Here is a 17,949-nt window from a genome sequence, read left to right on the forward strand (position 1 = left end):
CTCTGTCAGATCAGCGCTTGGGCACCCAGACGCTCATGTCGACTTCGTCGGTTACCTTGAAGGGCACGCCGCGGCGGTTGATGAACAGGCGCTCCATTTCCTCGCGGGTGAAGGGGCGTGAGCCGAGGCGACCGAAGACGGCCATCTGGCCACCGGTTTCGTCGACACCGCGGTCGCGGTCGAGGCCCTTGGAGAGGGTGCGGGCCGGGCTTGGCGTCCTGGCCCATGCGATCAGCTCGGGCTTGGGCGCGGGCGAGAAGCCGTAGAAGTTCGGCTGGCTCGAAGGCGAGGTGAGCTGCAGCACCTTGAGACCGTTGCGACCGTCAGCGACATAGGCGAACAGAGAGGCATTGGTCGAACCGACGATGACGTCCTCGGCATCGTCGAGCTGCCCGTCGAAAGTCACCTTCTGGTAGATGCGCGGGTTGGGCGGGCTGCGCACGTCGACGATGACGAGGCCGTCCTGCTTGGCCGCGACATAAGCGTAAGTGCGTGCGACGTAGATGCGGCGGGCATCGGCCAGTGGCACCGTCGCCTGCGGCACCGCGATCGGGTTGCGCAGGTTGGTGACGTCGAAGAGCTTGAGGCCCTCCTTGTCGGTCACCCACAGGTAACGGAACTGGACCGCGCTGGCGCGGGCGTCTTCAAGCGGGCGTACGGCCGAGAGCTGCGGGTGCAGCGGGTCGTGCAGGTCGACGACGACGAGTCCGGCCTTGGCGGTGATGTAGGCCACTTCGCCCGCCAGGATGATGTGCCGCGCACCGTCGAGAACGTGATCCGGGTTCCAGGTCACCGCGCGCTTGAGCTTGTTGTTGCGGAATTCGCCATCGGCCATCGTGTCGATGTTGACGAGGATCAGGCCCTCTTCGCTGTCGGTGATGGCTGCATAGCTGTAGATCGGTTCGAAAGCCTGTTCCTGGTTGGCGTCGCGCAGCGTGAACGGTGTGCCATCGGCCTTGTAGAGCGTCTGGCCCTTGTCGTCCTTCAGGATCGTCGCTTCCATCGTCCGGTTGCGTGTGGGGGCAACCGGCTGGTTGGTCGCCAGCGCCATGCAGGTCGCGTTCTTGGTCTTCACGTGGGTGTTGTGGCCCAGCGGTGAGAAGGGCGCCGAGACGACCGCGTCGGAGAAGCCCTTGTTGGCCACCGAGGCGACGTCATAGACCTCGAAGCCGCCCTTGCCCTCGGCCACGAACATGTACTCGCCGCGAAGCTGGAGGCAGCCGACCTCGCCGCTGGTGCCTTGCGTCACATTGCGGAACTGCTCGAAGGGATGGGTTTCGCCCGACAGGTTCTTGTCGAAGGCCTTGCCGCGCGTCCAGTTCTTCAGCTCGCGCCCGTTCCGCTCGACGTGGAGCTTGTAGTAGTCGGGGTAGGCGTACTTCTGGAGGTAGGAGCCGATCACGGCCTGCGGTTCGTCCCACTCGGTGACGCGCACGGCCTCGAAGCCGCCGTCCAGGCCGACCCATGAATTGAGGCCGACGAAGTTCACGAAATTGGTCCCGAGCAGCAGGGTCTGGGCCATGATCGCGTTGTTATCGTCCTTTTCGGACAGGTGGCAGTCGCTGCAGGTCTTGGTCTCGGTCAGGCGCACGGTGTGCGGGAAGTGCGGCGCGAAGGCCTGGCTGGAGAAGCCCGCCGCGCTGATCGGCGGCTGCTGGATGTAGATGCGCTCGCGATTGACGTTGGTAGAGGACAGGACCAGCGCCGAAGTCGACCGGATCGGGGCGACTTCCGCGCCCTTGGTCGTCATGTGCTTGCCGAGCTGGAACATCTCGTCGCGCGCGACCTGCGGGTTGTAGGTCGCGAAGTTGCGCGTTTCCTCACCCTCGTAGTGGTGCAGCGTGGTCTTCCAGTTCGCCTCGATCGGCAGGTGGCAGCCGCCGCAGCTTGTGGTCCACGAGAGGTGGCAGGTGAAGCACGCCATCTCGCCGTCCTTGTGGGCGCGGTCGCTCATCGGCACGCCGGGGCCGAAGCCGAAGGTGCCGTCGTCCGCGCCGGACTTGCTCATCAGCTTGGCGCGCGCCGACTTGGCGTTGAAGGTGGGAGAGGCGGGATCGACCGCGTCCCTGACCAGCGAGACTTCCCACGAAAGGTCCGGATCGACGATGGAGCGCTGGATCAGGTGCTTTCGGCCCGAGGCGTCGGTGTTCCACTCGAAGCGGCGCTTGCCGTCGGGATTGCGCAGCAGGGCCAGGTCGGTGCCCTTGGGCGGCGCGGCCGGGCCGCTGGTCAGCAGCGTCGGATAAGCGTCGGCGGTGCCGTGGCAGTCCTTGCAGCCGATCTCGACCGCGTTGGCGACTTCGCCATAGATCAGCCCGTTGCCGTGGCTGTCCTGCGAATAGTGGCAGTCTGCGCACTGCATGCCCTTTTCGGCATGGATGTCCATCATGTGGACGGTCTTGCCCGGATTGGTGCCGACGGGGACGAACTTGCCTTCACCCTCCTTGCGCCACTTTTCCGGATCGTCGGGCGAGACGATGTGTTCCTTGTCGGTGCCCCAGGTCGCCTGGTTGCCGCCGGCATCGAGCAGGTTGCCTTCGCGGTCGCGCTTGAAGATCGCGCGGAAGTTCCAGCCATGGCCGTGGTAGTCGGCGAACTGGGTATCCTTCAGTTCCGGATTGAGGTCGTAGACGTTGCGCAGGAAATCGAGGTCGGCCCACTTGCCCTTGGGTGATGCGCCCTCGGGGTTGCGTTCCAGCACCTTGTGGACTTCCTCGGCGGTCGGGTACTTCTGCTGCTTGGGCCACATCTTGGGCGCATCGGCCTCATAGTCCCACATGGTGTAGCCGAGGTAGCTGTTCAGGAAGATGTTGGGCTGGTGCATGTGGCAGTTCATGCACTGCGCAGTCGGGATCGCCCGGGTGAACACATGCTGGAGCGGGTGGCCTTTCTCCCGATCGTCGGCGGGCTTGGCGATGCCGTGATCGTCGGCCTCGTGCCCGGTCTTGAGCGAGCCGTGCCCGTTCTCGCCGTAGCCTTCGCCATGGCTCTTGAGCGCGGCGATGGTCGGGTCCCTGGTGACCGTCTGCCCGTCGCGGCCGAGCTTGGCGTAGATCAGCGAGTGGCGCGGTTCGCGGTCGTTCGCATAGATCACGTGGCACGCGGTGCAGCCGGATGAGCGGTAGTCGCCGGGCTGATCGTTGGTGCCCATGAACCAGGTATAGGGATCGTTGAGGCGCGTCTTGTGCAGGTTGAGCACGGGGATCGCCACGCGAAGGCCGGTGCCCGGGCCACGGTTCGACTGCTTGATGTCCGGGCGGCCCGGTTCCTCGAGCCGCTGGATCGAGCCGGTCGGGTTGGGCAGGCCGACTTCGGCGAATGTCGAGTTGATGACGCGCCCGCCGCGTTCGAACACGCGGAACACGTCGCCCGGCGGCGTGACGTTCCAGCGCGGCAGCGGATAGAGTGCGGCCAGCGCGCCGCGCGCCTTCTGCTCAGCGGTGACGGTGCCCGGCGGGTTGCCGGCCGAGACGATCTTCGCCGGCTCGCCGTCACGGGTATAGGCTTCGCCGAAGATGTAGTTCTTGTAGGGGACGATGCCGTTGTTATAGGCCGCGCCGCCGAACAGCATCGCGCCCGAGGCCATCAGCGAGCGTTCCGCCGCCTCGATGGCGGGCAGGTGGCAGGCGCCGCAGCTTTCGCGCGCGACGCGGTAGTCGCCCGGATTGACGAAACGGATGTATTCCGGCGCTTCCTTGTTGAGCAGGGTATAGCTGCGCTGCGGGTTGGCGGCGCTCGGCCAGTGCCAGCTTTCTGGGAACTGGGGCAGGACGTGCGCCTTGTCGCGCGCGGCGATGTAGTCGGGATGGTCGAAGCCCAGTTCGGGCCGTCCGGTGATCCGCGCATTTCCGCCGTGGCAATCGGTGCAGCCCAGCTTGACCGCGGGCGTCGCATGCATCGTGGGCGCATCGCTGGCGGTGTGGCAGGTGAGGCAGCCCGCCGACTTGGCATCCATGTCCACCGCCGACTGGCCAGCGGGCGCAGCGGGCGCGCGGACCAGCGAATAGTCGCGCTCTACCGGCTTTTCCTCCTCGCTGGCGAGCAGGCGTCCGGTGGGGATGGCCAGCGCCAGCAGGAGCGCGAAAGCGAGGAAGATCCGGCTGAGGCGCTGCATCAGTAACTCACGATGATGTTGGCGAGGACGGAGTAGTAGTTCCGGTGGCCCTCGGAATTGTCGAAGAGGTCGCGAAAGCCCTTGCCCGGAACGAGCGCGGCGGCGCTGAGGCGCGCGACGATGTTCTGCGTTGCCTTGGGGCGCCAGATCGCGGCGGCGGAGAGGTCCCAGCCGATGTCCTTGGGGATCGAGCCTTCATTGCGCAGGGTCTGCAGCGTGGCGGTGTTCTCGAACCACAGGTGATTGGCGTTGGTGGACAGGCGCACTTCGGGGCTGAGGTCGAAATCCGCGCCGGCGCCGACCAGCACGGTCCCCGGGTTGTTGAAGTTCGACTGGCCCTGCTCCTTGGAGGAGCGCAGCGAATTCAGGATGCCGTTGCGCCCGTTGACGCTGACCACGCGGCCGCCGCCGGCGAAGGGGATCGTCTGGCGGATCCAGTAGCTGGTGTCGGCGCCCGCGAAGATCGGGTTTTCGAACACCGCGTCGAAGCCGGTTTCCTTGTTGTCGTAGGGATCGCCGTCGCCGGTGGCGTAGAGGCCGGACAGGCGAAAGCGCATCCAGTCCTTGTCGTAGCTCAGCTCGGCAGCGCCGAAAAAGGCGCGAATATCGGCCTTGCGGTCGGTGAAGAAGCTGTTGCGGTCCTGTCCGAGCGCACCGTAGGCCGATGCCGTCAGGTTGATCCGGCCGACGCGGCCATCGGCGTTGTAGCCAAGGTAGACGACGTCGTAATTCCGGCCCTTGAGAGTGCCGAGCAGGGCCGGGCGCACCGGGAAGCCGTTATCGTCGACTTCGATCCGGCCGGCCTCGCGGTTGCGGTTGTAGGCAACGGTGAACTGGCTGGTCAGCGCCGGGATCAGGAAGTCCTGCCGGTAAATGTTGGCGACGAAAAGGAAATCGTCGCGCGGGCGCTGGACGACCGAGTTGAGGCCCGAGTTGGTGTCCTTTTCCAGACGCCAGAATGCGGCGAGGTTGTACTGAACCCGGTTGTTGTCGCGGTTGCCGAAGAAACGGATGCCGAGCTGGTTGTCGTTGAACAGGAAGCCCCGGAAATCCGCCTGGAAAGGCTGGATGCCAACGCGCACGGAATCGAAGTCGTAGCGGTCCGAGGTATTGCGCAGGTGGTAGTCGATGAAGGCTTCCTGCACGCCGACGAAATGGTCGGAGCGGTGCGAGGGCTTGCTCGGCTCGACGAAGAGCACGCGCTTTTCGGGCACGTTGACGTAGTTGTAGTTGAACGCCAGCGCGACGCGATATTCGACTGCGGGCGGTTTGAACGCGGTATTGCCCTTGGTCAGGCCGAGCCCGAGGATGAAGGTCTGCGAAAAGACGAGGCTGGCGTCCTTGCCGAAGACGTCGATGGATCCCGGTCGCTCGGTCGTCTGCACGCCCACCGGGATCGGGAAGGTGCGCGGTTCCAGAACGGTGTCGGAGATCAGGTTGAGGCCGAAGAACCAGTCGTCGCCCTTGATCGGCAGCCACTTGACCTTCTTGGGATCGAGCGGACGGTCACCCTTCAGCGTGTTCTGGTGATAGGGGTCGAACCAGCGTTCCTTGACCACGCCCAGCGTCTCGATCAGGCGCCAGCGGTCGGGGATGGGGACCTGGTCTGTCGGAAATGCCTCGGGCGGGGGCGCACGCACCGCGCCTTCGTTGTTCTGCGTCACCCGCTCGGGCAGGGGCGGGTTGTAGCCGGGGCGGCGACGGCCGTCGATCACGCCGGGATCGACGTCTTCGGGAGGGGTCTCGGTGCCCGGCGGTTCGAGGATCGGCTGCTCGGGCTGCGTATCCTCCTGCCCGAAGTTGGGGTCGGGGATTTCCTGCGGCGCGGCTTGCGCCGCAACCAGGGGGACCAGAAGAACCGGCACAGGCATCGTTACAGGCCCTCGCAGACGTTCTGGTCGCTGGAATCGAGGAACGGCGCGAAGGGACAGTTGACGAAGCGCAGGCGCACCATCGCGCCGTTGACGTTGACGACGATCCGGTCGGCGCGGATCGCTGCCGGGGCATTGCCGGTGGTGCCGAGGCGCACGCCGGCATTGTGGTTGCCCAGGAAGCTGATCATGTCGTCCTGGTCGATGCCGTCACCCGATACGCCGATGCCGCCGACCAGCACATTGCCGCGATAGACCGGGACCGAACCGGGGAAGATCTGGATGCCGTTCTGCAGCCGGTTCTGGTTCGTGGCGACGTCGGGCAGGAAAGTGCAGCGCTGCTGCGTATCGGTGGCGCTTGCCCCGGTGACGTATTGCAGGTGCTGGGCGAGGTTGGTCAGCACCAGCGCCGATTGCAGGCCGGTGGAGAACGGGCTCCACTGCGCGATCGGGCGCGAGAGCGGACCATTGGGATTGCCGACTTCGCCGTCGGGGAAATAGGGGCGCGACAGGTTGCCGCCCGAGCGGTCCGCAAAGGCGAAAGTGCCGGTCAGTGCGCTTTGGTCATCGAGGAAGGTGCGCACCTTGCCGACGAAGGCCTGCACATCGCTGCTGGGATCGGCCAGAAGCTGGGCGCCGGCCTGCGCGGCGGAAAAGAAGGTGGCCGTGCGCGCCTTCTGCAGCGAGACGTCGGTGCCGAAGATCGGCGCATCGGGTGAGCGCACGATGCCCAACACCTGTCCGCGCGTATCGACCAGCGAAATCGAGACTTGCGCGCGGCTGTCGAGCGGCTGGCGGATCTGCGCCCGGGCGCGGGTCATGACCTTGAAGGCTTCCTCGAGGATCGCCGTCGCCTCGTCCGCCGTGATCGGCTGGGCGATGTCGGCGCCGTCGGTTCCCGCGCGGATCGGGTAGCGGTTCGTGCCGCTGCCGTCGGTCAGGACGTAGGCGTCGCGGTCCGAGAATTCGGCGGTGGTCGAGGCGCGGATGCCCGAGGTTTCCGAGCCGTAGGCGGTACCGGCGCGCAAAGCTGCGGTTTCGAAGTAGCCCTTGACCGCCACCAGGCTGCCGAGCGCCGGGGCGGTCTGCGCATAAGTCGCTCCGGCCACGTCGAACAGGCCGGAATAGGTCGCGTCCGAGTAGCGCAGCTGGGTACCATCCACGTAGATGCGGTTGGCGCGGATCGCCTCCGGGGCCTCGAAGCCCACGGTGCCGGCCAGCGCGATCTGTTCCTCGAAGTCGGTGTCGGTGTCGAGCACGTTGTCGTCGAGGCCGTAGACCCCGTCGCCGCTCACGCCGATGCCGCCAACCAGCACGCCGTTGATGTAGAGCGGAAAGCCGCCGGGGTCCGCCGACAGACCGAGCGGCGACCGCTTGGGCCCGATCAGCGCGTCGGTGCCGGAAGCCTTGAAGCGTGATGCGAAGTCCGAACAGGGAAGCTGGCTGAACTGCACGCCGAACAGTGGCCCGCTTTCCAGGCCGACGGTGCTGGGCGCGGGCGGGAAATGCTCCTGCACGATCATGCTGGCAGTGCGACTGGTGAAGGCGTTGCCCGCGCTCGACAGGTAGGCGCCGGTGACTGCCTTGGCGATGGCCGCGGCTTCGGCCGGGACGGACAGGCCCTGGATGTCGACGTTGTCGCCATTGGGCGCATCGGGGATCCTGGCGTTGGCGGGCGCGCCATTCATGCGGAACACGGCAAGGACGTTGCCGACGCGGTCGACCACGGCGATGACCGAGGGATGGCCGGACTGGTTGGCCTGCGCCGCCGCCTGCGCCACGATCTTGCCGACATTCGCGCTGCTCAGCGACAGTTGCGCCGGGGCCTCGTAATCCTCCAGCGTCGTGCCGCTGCCCGAGGAGCCGCCACCGGAGCTGCCGCCTCCCGAAGAACTGCCGCCGCCGCCTGAACCGCTGGACGTACTGCCGTCTCCCCCGCCACAGGCGGCGAGCATCAGGGTCGCCGCGAGCGCTGCAATGGTGCCCCCCCGCCAGCGCATCAGCGCAGGGCCTCGATCGAGCGGGCAGCGCTTCCCAGTGCCGCGCGGAAGGAGCCGGGATCGAACTTCTCAGGCGCGGATACGGCGACGTAGGCGCGGTTGATCTGCGCGCGGATGCCGGCCGCAGCACCGACCGTGACGCGGCCTTCGCGGACCAGTGCATTGAGGAGGGTATCGACGGCCATGACCGCCTGGGCCGAGCCGGTGTAGTCGGTCAGGCGCGGGGTGATCGCCTTGCCGGAGATCGCCGCGATCACCTGGAAGGCGGTATCGTTCGAATAGTGGCGAGCGGCCAGCGCGTCCGAAAGCGTGCCCGCGGCGAAGGACAGTGCTCTCGCGGCTTCGGCGGCCTGCGGGCGGCCCCGCGCCATGGCGGCGTGGAAGGCCTTTGCGGCGGCGTCGTAGCGGGCGGCCTGACCGGGCGCGAGCGTCGAAGCGACGGCGGAGAGCATGATCATGTTCTCGTCGTTGTAGGGCGGGTTGCCGAAGGGGATCGGGCGCCCCGGATTGGTCTCGAACGTGCGCTTCGCGGCCGGATTGTCGGTGATCTGGCGGTGGCAGGAGTGGCAGTCGTAGAAATAGAACTGCGGGAACATGCCTTGGGTGGCGAGCGAGGTATTGGTGAACAGGCGCGTCGAGCGTTTGACCGCTTCGGCCTGGCCCACGGCCCAGAGCTGCAGGCTGTCCAGCCTTCCCTTGCGCTTCACGTAGTCGGCGTCGAGGTTGTAGTGGGCCTGCAGCGAGGAAAAGAGGTCGAGCTCGAAAGACACGCGCGGGTGGCCCGCCGCCATCATCGAATGCGTGACGAACTGGCCCGGCTTGTCGCTGCCAAAGTGGCAGTCGAGGCAGACCGAGGCGCGCACTTGCGGTTTTTCGAGCGGGATCATGCCCGCCGCGACGTTCGAGGCATGGGTAGCCGGCATTGCGTAGTGGCTGGAGAGCCAGCCCGAAGCCGGGCCATGGCAGGATTCGCAGCCCACCCCGTCGGATGCGAGGAAGCGTCCCCCGCGCGCGGCATTGGGCGCATTCGTGGCATGGCAGCCGAGGCAGGCAGAGGCCGAAGCGGCATTGCCCAGCCCCAGAGCCGAGGCGATGCGCTGGCCGCGCGGGGTGGAAAGGACTGCAGTGGCACGGCTGTGCGCGCCGGTCTCGCTCGACGGTTCCTGCCAGATGCGCAGTTCGTCCTGGCGCACGACCTTGCCGTCGCCTTCGCTGCGGCCGTGGCAGGTCGACCCGGCGCAACTGGCGACACCCTCGTAGCTGTCGGCCGTGGCGGCGTTGGACCAGACCATGACCAGAGCGGCTAAGATCGCCGCGATGGTCAGGTACAGGCGCGTCCTTGCGCGAAGTCCGGTTCCGATTACCCCCGAATGGGTCACTTGGATTGCCCCCCTACGCAGCCCTCCGTGTCCGGAGAACAGCTATCGCCCCATAGATCCTCGTTGCCAACCCCTGTAACCGGCTCGTCGACCAAGGGCAACGTAAGGTTACGTACAAGTTCCGGCAAATCCACGTTAATTTGGATTGGCGGCGGTGAAAGTAGTGCGGCGACATTATTTTCGGGCGTTACCGGATGTTCGATATCCGTCTTGGTGCGGATGATTGATTCGAGCCCATTGTCTGTTTGCAGCAAAGTACAGGGCAGCCCGATCACGCACCCGTTAACCGTCGAGAGCGGGTTGAAAGGTCCGCCCGCAGCCGCCGGATTGCCGTTGACGGTAACCAGGGTCACGGTGTCGAGGCCGGTCAGTGCGTTTCCGGCCGAATCGATGAGCACCCCGTTCACGACGATCCTTGTGCCCGTCCCTGCGGTGGTGATCGAAAGGGCATTGGCTGTGAAGCCGCGCCGGTCGGCGAAGGCGGTGGTTGTACCCAGGTTCTGGATGAAGATGCCATCGGTGACGCTGGCCTCGATCGCGCCGGCCAGCAGACCGCCTGCCGTACCCGCCGCCGGTTGGCCCATCAGCCCATCGATCGCGGTGATGTCCGGTGCTGTGTCGATCTGCCCGATGGCGCCCGAGGTGGCGGCGGTGAAGCGGTCGGCCGTGACCCGCAGGAGGCCAAGCGCGCCGCCATTCGCGTTGGTCATGGCGATTGCGCCCAGGTCCGTGGCGACTTCGACTCTCGGCGCAGCAAGGGCCAGTGTGTCGAGCGCGCCGGAAGTGGTGAGCGCGACGTTCCCGATGACAGAGATGCGCCCGTTCGATGTCAGCGAAAGCGTCCCGCCGGTGCCGAGCGCAAGGCCGGGGCCGAAGCCCAGCGCGATGTCGCCAACCCGGACTTCGCCGGTTCCGGTCTGGACCGAAAAGGCGATCGCACTGTCGGCGAAGACCTGTTGCAGTTCTCCATTATCGAGACTGTAGCCGCTCCCTGCAGCAGCACCGCCGATGCTGCTGAGGTTGGCGCCGTTGCTGTTCGTGAACGTCACGCTGGTCGTCCGCCCGCGCTGGCCGACCTGTGCGTCCGGCCCGATGACGATATCCTGCGAAGTGGCGGTCATCGTGCCGCCGACGGCGAACCCGTCGATGGTCAGGGTCTGTCCCGCGCTCATCGCAAGGAGGCCGCTTGCCGTCGCATTGCCGGCGATGGCGGCATTGGCACCCGCATCGACCGCCAGATCGGCGCTGGAGTTGAGCGCGCCGGTTGCCGTGACGTCCTGCCCGGCGGCAATCGCGATGCCGGCGCCCGATACGTTCCCGGTGTTCGAGAACGAGCCGGCCGTGCTTGCGAGGTCGACGCTGCCGGTGGCGCTTGCATTGACGATGTCGAGGTTGCCTTGCGTGCGAAGCGCCAGGTTTCCGCCTGTTGCAGTGGCATCGGCGAAGGCAAGACTGCCGCTCGAGGCGATGTCGAGCGAGGTGCCGCTTGCCGTGACCGGACCGGTCGAGAGCAGGTCGGCTACCGCCAGGGTACCATTCGCCTGCAGCAGGGTGCTTGCGCCCGACGAAAGGCCCTGCAGGCTCAGCGCGGTGCCGGACGTGATCGAGGCCTGGCCGCCGCTGACGATGGCGCCGCTTGCCGTGACCGCGTTGCCGGCCGCAGCCGTGAACGCGCCAGTGAGGTTGACGCTGGCAAGGCCAATGTTCTGGGCGGCGCCGATGGTGGCGTCGGTTCCGGTCAGTGGCCCGGTGAGGGTCACGGACCCGCCTGAACTGGTCAGCTGCGCGCCGCCGCCGGTCGCGAGGCCCTGGAGGGCGATGTTCCCGGTTGATGATAGGACTGTCTGCCCGCCGGTGACGATATCGCCTGTTGCGGTAATGGCGTTGCCCGCCGTGCCCGTGAGCGCGCCGGTGAGGTTGACGCTGCCGAGGCCGACGTTCTGCGAAGCGTCGATGGTGACATCCGGACCGGTCAATTGCCCGCCGATGCTTACCGAACCGGCCGTGCTGGTCAGCTGGGCTAGGCCGCCCGAGGTCAGGTCCTGCAGCGCGACATCGCCGGGGGCGGAGATCGTGGTCTGGCCCAGGGTGTTGATGGCGCCGGTGCCTGTCACCGTGTTGCCAGCCGTAATCGCCAGCGCATCGGCAGAGGTCAGGCTGGCGAAGGTCACGTCCTGTGCGCCGTTCAGTGTAACGCCGGTCCCGCTCAGCAGGCCGGTGATCGCGATGGAGCCGCCAGTGCTCGTAAGCTGGGCGGTCCCCGTTGCGTTGCCGTTGCCCAGGGTAAGGTCGCCTGCAGTCTGGATCGACAGGTTGCCTGCCGTGGCGTCGGCGGAAGCGAAGGTAAGTGCACCGGTCGAGGCAATGTCGATCGACTGGCCTAGCGCCGTGACAAGACCCGTCGAGGTGAGCTGGGTCACCGCAACCGGACCGGCGCTCGACTGCAGCAAGGTGGTGCCGCCCGAAACGAGGCTTGGCAGCGAAATTCCTGCGTCGGCCACGATCGCAGTATTGCCCGTCGCCGTGACGAGTGCGGTCGACGAGAATGTCCCGCCCGCGGCAACGTCAAGGGTTCCGCCAGAGGTGAGATTGGCGTTGGCGGTGACGTCCGTGCCCGCACCAAGTGCGATGCCGGCGCCATTGACCGCGCCGTTGATGGTGACCGCGCCATTGCTGCTGGTGAGCGTCACCGCGCCGGTGGCATCGACTGTCGCGACGACGAGGTCGTCGGTGACGGCCAGGGCCAGATCGCCGCCGGTCGCATCGGCATCGGCGAATGTCAGGCCGCCGCTGGACCCGATCGAGACCGACAGGCCGGAGACAGTCACCGGACCGGTCGAGAGCAGGTCGGCAATGTTTACCGGGCCCAGCGCGGAGAACAGGCCGGTTGTCCCACCCGAACTCAGACTCCCGAGATCGATGCCGGTCGCGCCGTCGATCAGCATGTTGCCGGCGCTGGTGATCAGGCCGGTGCCGGTGATCTGGCCTTGCGTCGAGGTGATCGTCAGCGCGCCGCCGGCATCGAGGCTGCCGGTGCCGAGAATATCGAAGACGGCATCGCCGGTGGTGGTGAAGGTCGTATCGCCCACGACCGATATCGCCGCGTCGGCGGTGCGCAGATAGAGGCCCTGGCCATCGGCCCGGGCGGTATCGCCGGTCGCGGTTGCATCGAACGTACCGAAGACGGTCAGCGCCCCGCTGGGGGTGGCCGCAGAGCTGCCGATCTTCAGGAATCCTGCGACGGTCGGCGGAGCGGTGCCGCCCGGATTTGTCCCGCCCGTGGCATCTGCAGTGAGGACTGCATTGCCTACCACGTCGAAAGTGCCCCCTTCCGAGGCGAGGCCGGCACTGCCGCCGCTCGCCAGGCCCTGCGTCAGCGAATCCACGCTGTTGGCGCCGCCCGTCGCGGAGCCGTCGACGCGCAGGTCGGTGCCCACGGTCATCGAGCCGGTGCCCTGCTGTCCGGCACTGGCGCTGCCGCCGAAGGCATTGCCGCCCAGCGCGCCCGCTGCCGAACCGTCGCCGCCGATGGCGTCGGCAAGGACGGAGACGAGGCCGTTGAGCGTAACAATGCCGCCGCCGCTGCCGGACAGCACGGCGAGGCCGCCGGTGCTGTTGCCGCCGATGCCGCCCAGACCGGCTGCGCCGGCAAGGCCCCGTGCAGTGACCTGGGTGATCCCGGCGACTGTGATGGTGCCGCCAGACCCTGCCAGCCGCGCCTGTCCGCCAGTACCGTCGCCGCTGCTGCCGTTGGCCGCAGGATCGACGTCGAGGCTCGAACCGCTGGCGTCCACCGAGATCCCGGTGCCGTTGACGATCAGGGCGCCTCCCGTGACGTCGACGCCCGCAAGGCCGCCAGTGCCATTGCCGCCCTTCGCGCCGCCGGTGACCGAGCCGCCGATGCCCTCGGCCGAAACGTCGAGCGTGGACGCCAGCGTCATGGTGCCGCCGCCGATCGCAACCTGTGCCGTGCCGCCGGTCCCGCTACCCAGCGAATCCGCGCCGCCGACCGAGGTGAAGATCCCGCCGATGGCCCCGGCGTAGACGAGAGCCGGGTCCGCCACGTCGATCGTGCCGCCATTGAGGATGAGGCTGGCCGTCCCACCCTGCGCAGCCGCACCATATTGGTCGGCGCCCGGCGAGGCGAAGAAATCGACGTAATCGCCGTAGGCTCCGGCCAGAATGTTGAGGCCGGGCAGCGAAGGCGAGAACACGCCAAGTGCGCTGTCGACGACGAGGCTGCCGTTGTTGGCAACCGAAACGGTCGCGGTTCCGCCCGTCGCGGTCCCCGCGCCCGATTGGCCGCCCGTGGTCTGGGCCTGCGCTTCGACCAGCAGGCTGGGCAGGGTGACTGCGGCGTTGTCGATTGTGAGTCCGGCCGTGCCTGCGGTCATGTCCGGTGAAAAAATGGATGGACCTGCCGAACTTTCCACCTGGAAGCCGGCATTGGCGGTGATGGAGGTGTCGGAGCCGACCGTGAGCGATCCGCCCGATCCCACGCTGACCAGCGCGTTGCCGCCGTTGGCGAAGCCGCCGGAGACGGTGTTTGCGGCGGTGTAGGAATCGGCATGGACGTCAAGACTGAATCCGAGGTTCAGCGCCGCGCCCTGGACGTTCACGTGCGCGCCGTTCACAAGGTCCGCAGTGGCATTGCCCGAGAAGCCGCCGCCATAGCTCTCGCCGCCATAGGCGCTGGCCTCGATGTACAGGCTGCCCCAGCTCTGGCCATTGCCGCTCAGCGAAACGAGGCCGGTGCCGCCGAAGCCGTCGCCGCCATTGCCGCTCCCGCCCGATCCATAGCCGCTGGCGTAGAGCCCCACGTTATCGAAGTCGAGCAGGCCGCCGTTGTCGGTAATCGTGATGGCCCCGCCGGTGCCGTCGCCGCCCTGAACGTCGGAATATCCGCCGTAGGAGGTTGCGTAAGTATAGAAGCTGGCGGCCGATCCCAGCGACCCGCCGGTATCGACCAGCACGTCGATCTGGCCGGCGGTGCCGTTGCCGCCGACATTGACGCCGTCACCGCCGTCGCCAGAAGCGTCCAGGCTGAAGTTCGTGGCGGGCACCGTTCCGCCGCCGGTGGCGGTAAGCTGGATCGTGCCGCCGAACCCGTTGCCGCCGGTATCGCCGCTGCCGCCGCGCCCGTAGGCGCTGACGTTCAGATCGTCCGCAGCCAGAGTACCGGCGCTGACAATGGTGACGCTGCCGCCGTTCCCATTACCGCCGATGCCGGCCGCAATGTCCTGTCCATAGCCGCTGACGTCGATCTCGAGATTGGGCGCGGTGATCGATCCGGCGCCCAGGTTGATGGCCACGCTGCCGCCCTGACCGTTGGCCGTGAGCGCGGCCGTGCTTGTGGCATCGCCGATTGCGCGCAGGCGAATGCGGCCTGCCGCAGTCAGTGCGCCGCCGCCGTCGACGTTGATGGCCACCGCGCCGCCCTGGTCGGCGTAGCCTGCGTTGACGTCGAGCGCATAGGCAATGCCGAAGGGCGGAAAAAGCAGGTCCGAAGGCAGGCCGGTCGTGTCGTTGGCAACGATCTGCGCACCGCCCAGTGCGTCGAGCTGGACAAGGTTGATGGCACTCAGCGTCGTGAAGCGATCGAACTGCGTCAGGGTCGTCGGCGCGACGGTGATCGTGTCGGTCGCCGATGCGGTGGTCACCGAAGTGAACTGCGCATCGCCGATGGCGATATTGCCGGTTGCGACAAGCGGATTCCCGGCATCGAAACCGATGCCATGTCCGGCCGAGAGCACGACCGAGCTGCCGTCGTCCGTAGCGACTGCGGCGGCGTCGTAGCCGATGCCGCCGTTCAGCAGCATCGTCAGGCCGTCGTTCTTGCCCACCGCCACCATGTAGGCGGTCTTGACGTCGGCCGCGCTGGTCGAGGCCGAGCCGCCGGTCGTGCCGGTATGAACCACGCCGTTGGCATCGGTGGTGCCGGTGGTGACGTTGATGTCGAACAGGCCGGCGTTGATCGTGATGTCCGCCACTTCCGCCGCGACATAGGCGATCGATCCGTCCGATCGCACGGTGCCGCCTTGCTCGATGCGCGGCGCGACGAGTGCGACGTAGGCCGCGTTCGTGGGCACTTGCGGGTTGAGCAGCGCATTGATCTGTGCCCCGCTCTGGATCGTTACCGGGGCCAGCGATCCGGCCGCGCCGGCGAACCGGATCTGGCCGGTCGGTCCGTATAGCCCGCCGGTCGTGTCGATCGGATTGGTGGTGAGCACCAGCCCGCCGACGTTGAAGGTGGCGGTCGAGCCGACGATCACGCCATTGGGCGAATAGAACCAGACATTGCCGCCGGTCCCGCCGGCCAGGGTACTGTTCACGGTGCCGTCGAACTGGATCGTCGAACTCGTGGGATTGCCCGTGCCATCGACGGGCACGATCCGGTTGAGCACCGTGTAGTCGGTGCCGTTGATTCCCGAATCGGTGAAGTTGGCGGTGGTCCCGCCAGTCTGGAAGATGACGTTGCCGCTGCCGCCCGGATCGTTCGTCGTCCAGTCGATTACGACTTCGGTGGAGCCGATGAAGACATCGGTCGTCCCGGTGCCGTCGACGATGGAGGCGATACCGGAGTTGACCGTCCCGGTGCCCTGGAAGGACTGCGCCGCGACCGGGGTGGCGGCGATGGCCAGGACCAGCGCGGAGAGGCTCGCTCCGCAAAGCGAGGCGCGGTGTCGGCGGACGATGGCGGTATGGGGCTTCATGGTCATGACGGATCCTGCGGCCAGAGCCGTGCCCTTATTGTGAAAAGAACGCGTACATCGCCGCGTTCCTGCTGGAACCCGGCGCGTCGCAGCGGAACTGCGAAAGAGAGGTTGGCGTCGATCTTGCCGCCCCAGCGCGCCCTCAGGCCGCCACCGGCGGAGTAGGCGCTCTGCCCGTCGCTGCCGTGGCGCCAGGCGCGCGCGGCATCGAGGAAGGCATAGGGCTGCACTGCAAGGGCCTTGTCAACGGCCCGGGCGATGCTGCCGTAGCGCAGCTCGAACGAGGAACCGATGCCGCTGTCGCCCAGCACCGTGCCGGGATCGAAGCCGCGCCCCACGGTGTAGTTGCCGATGCTGAACTGCTCGTAGGACAGCAGGCGATCGGGCGAATACTGTGCGCGGGGTGAAACCGCGAGGGCCAGCCTGGGCATGGGGCGGAATTCGGCCGTGGCCTCGGCCCGCAGCACGAAGGCACTGGGATCGGCGAGCAGGTTGCTGATCGGAACGTGCGGGGTCAGGCAGTTGGAGAGGGGCGAACAGTCCCGGCTGGCGCCCAGCGCATCGAGCCCGTGCCGGGCCTCGACCTGAACCCCCAGGCGCCAGCGCGGTTCGGCCGCGGTATAGCCGCCGTGGCCGACAAGGCTTGCACCGTCGGCGGTATCGGCCGCGAGTCGCGCGTAGAGCACGCGCAGGTGATCGCGGGTGAGCGGCGTGGTTGCGAAATCGATGTCCTGGTTGACGATTTCGAGGCCGCCGGCCGCCTTCACCGAGACGGCGCGCTTGCGGATCAGCGGATAGCTTACCCCGATGTCTGCGGCGATGGTGTCGCTTTCGAAGGGCAGGGCGCCCGACGGCTCGCTGCGGCCCCACAGCAGGCTGCCGCCCACGCGCAGCCCGCTGGCTCCCAGCGCGAAGTCGTGGGTCGCCTGCAGGACCGTCTGTTCCTTGAAGTCGAAAGTGTTGAACAGGCTTACGGTGGTCCGGTCGGCGAGGCCGGTGACACCGTTGAAGGTCGCCTGGATGAAGCCGCCTTCGCGTCCGTTCGCCTTCGAGCCGAGATTCTGGACACCGCCGACAAGCTCGAAGGGCTCGCGGCGGACGAGAACGTCGCCGATCACCTCGCCGGGCGCGCCCCGCGCCGGCTTGAGCGTCAGTCGGACCTGGTAGCCGGGCATGTCGCCCAGCAGCAGGAGCTGGCGTTCGGCGACATGGGTGTTGAACCAGGGCTGCTCGGTCAGCTGGGCCAGATGCGCCGCGATCGCCTTGTCGTTGGCGCCGACGTCGCCGCGCACCTGCACTTCGACCAGTCGTGCGACAAGCACGTCCATCTGCACCTGTCCGCCCTTTTCGATCCGCTGCGGCGGGATCTGCACGGCGGCCAGGTAGCCCATCTCGCGCAGGGCCGTGGCGGCGCGGTCGCGCACTTCGCACAGGGCGGCAACGGGCAGGTCCTGCCCGGCCATGTCGCTCCAGGTGTCGTCCAGTACGCTGGGGTCGACGGCTTCGAGATGCGCGAAATTCACGCGCGAGAACGTGACGCGGGTCTGGGCGAAAGCCGGGTCGGCCAGCGGGCAGGGTCCGCGCTCGATCTGGCTTTCGACTTCAAGGCGCGGACGCGGTGCGGGCAGCCTGTCGAGGACGCGGCCGGGATCGAGGGATTCGCGCGTCTGCGGCTGGGGTGTGGGCGCGGCCGTCTGTGCCCGTGCCGCCAGCGGGAATGCGGCCGCTGCAATCGCCGGGCCGAGCATCATGCTCCGCCGCAACGGACCGCTCCGCGCGCCGCATTTCCGTTTCAGATCCGCGATCGCAATCGCCCTCATTCTCATTCCCCCGGCCGGACCTGTCTGTCCGGCAAATCCTTCGTGTCAGGGC

At 67.3% G+C, this 17,949-nt stretch carries 6 protein-coding genes; all 6 read right to left on the minus strand.

What is annotated here, in order from left to right; translation table 11 throughout:
- Positions 1-10: 10 nt before the first annotated feature.
- The 6 genes from J3474_RS06545 to J3474_RS06570 all read right to left on the minus strand — a co-directional run bounded on the left by J3474_RS06545 (position 11) and on the right by J3474_RS06570 (position 17,828).
- Positions 11-4,114 (minus strand): LVIVD repeat-containing protein, encoded by a 4,104-nt coding sequence (locus J3474_RS06545; RefSeq protein ID WP_207093468.1) that lies wholly within the window; start codon positions 4,112-4,114, stop codon positions 11-13.
- Positions 4,114-5,985, minus strand: a complete 1,872-nt coding sequence (locus J3474_RS06550) for a hypothetical protein (RefSeq protein WP_207093469.1) — start codon at positions 5,983-5,985, stop codon at positions 4,114-4,116. The genes J3474_RS06545 and J3474_RS06550 overlap by 1 nt, the downstream gene beginning before the upstream one ends.
- A gap of 2 nt (positions 5,986-5,987) precedes the next feature.
- Positions 5,988-7,985 carry a heme-binding protein gene (locus J3474_RS06555; protein WP_207093470.1) on the minus strand — a complete coding sequence of 666 codons (1,998 nt, stop codon included), beginning with the start codon at positions 7,983-7,985 and terminating at the stop codon, positions 5,988-5,990.
- Positions 7,985-9,277 carry a multiheme c-type cytochrome gene (locus J3474_RS06560; protein ID WP_207093604.1) on the minus strand — a complete coding sequence of 431 codons (1,293 nt, stop codon included), beginning with the start codon at positions 9,275-9,277 and terminating at the stop codon, positions 7,985-7,987. Before J3474_RS06560 ends, J3474_RS06555 begins: the two co-directional genes overlap by 1 nt.
- 83 nt (positions 9,278-9,360) lie before the next feature.
- Positions 9,361-16,083 (minus strand): hypothetical protein, encoded by a 6,723-nt coding sequence (locus J3474_RS06565; protein ID WP_207093471.1) that lies wholly within the window; start codon positions 16,081-16,083, stop codon positions 9,361-9,363.
- Positions 16,080-17,828: a ShlB/FhaC/HecB family hemolysin secretion/activation protein gene (locus tag J3474_RS06570; protein ID WP_207093472.1), complete on the minus strand. Its 1,749-nt coding sequence runs from the start codon at positions 17,826-17,828 to the stop codon at positions 16,080-16,082. The genes J3474_RS06565 and J3474_RS06570 overlap by 4 nt, the downstream gene beginning before the upstream one ends.
- Between the last annotated feature and the right edge of the window lie 121 nt (positions 17,829-17,949).

The sequence above is a fragment of the Novosphingobium sp. PY1 genome (assembly GCF_017312445.1).
Lineage (GTDB): Bacteria > Pseudomonadota > Alphaproteobacteria > Sphingomonadales > Sphingomonadaceae > Novosphingobium.

What these genes read in the sequence shown, in the direction of transcription:
- J3474_RS06545 (WP_207093468.1), bottom strand. Translation starts at nt 4,114, where the DNA reads ATGCAGCGCCTCAGCCGGATCTTCCTCGCTTTCGCGCTCCTGCTGGCG.
- J3474_RS06550 (WP_207093469.1), bottom strand. Translation starts at nt 5,985, where the DNA reads ATGCCTGTGCCGGTTCTTCTGGTCCCCCTGGTTGCGGCGCAAGCCGCG.
- J3474_RS06555 (WP_207093470.1), bottom strand. Translation starts at nt 7,985, where the DNA reads ATGCGCTGGCGGGGGGGCACCATTGCAGCGCTCGCGGCGACCCTGATG.
- J3474_RS06560 (WP_207093604.1), bottom strand. Translation starts at nt 9,277, where the DNA reads ATGGTCTGGTCCAACGCCGCCACGGCCGACAGCTACGAGGGTGTCGCC.
- J3474_RS06565 (WP_207093471.1), bottom strand. Translation starts at nt 16,083, where the DNA reads ATGACCATGAAGCCCCATACCGCCATCGTCCGCCGACACCGCGCCTCG.
- J3474_RS06570 (WP_207093472.1), bottom strand. Translation starts at nt 17,828, where the DNA reads ATGATGCTCGGCCCGGCGATTGCAGCGGCCGCATTCCCGCTGGCGGCA.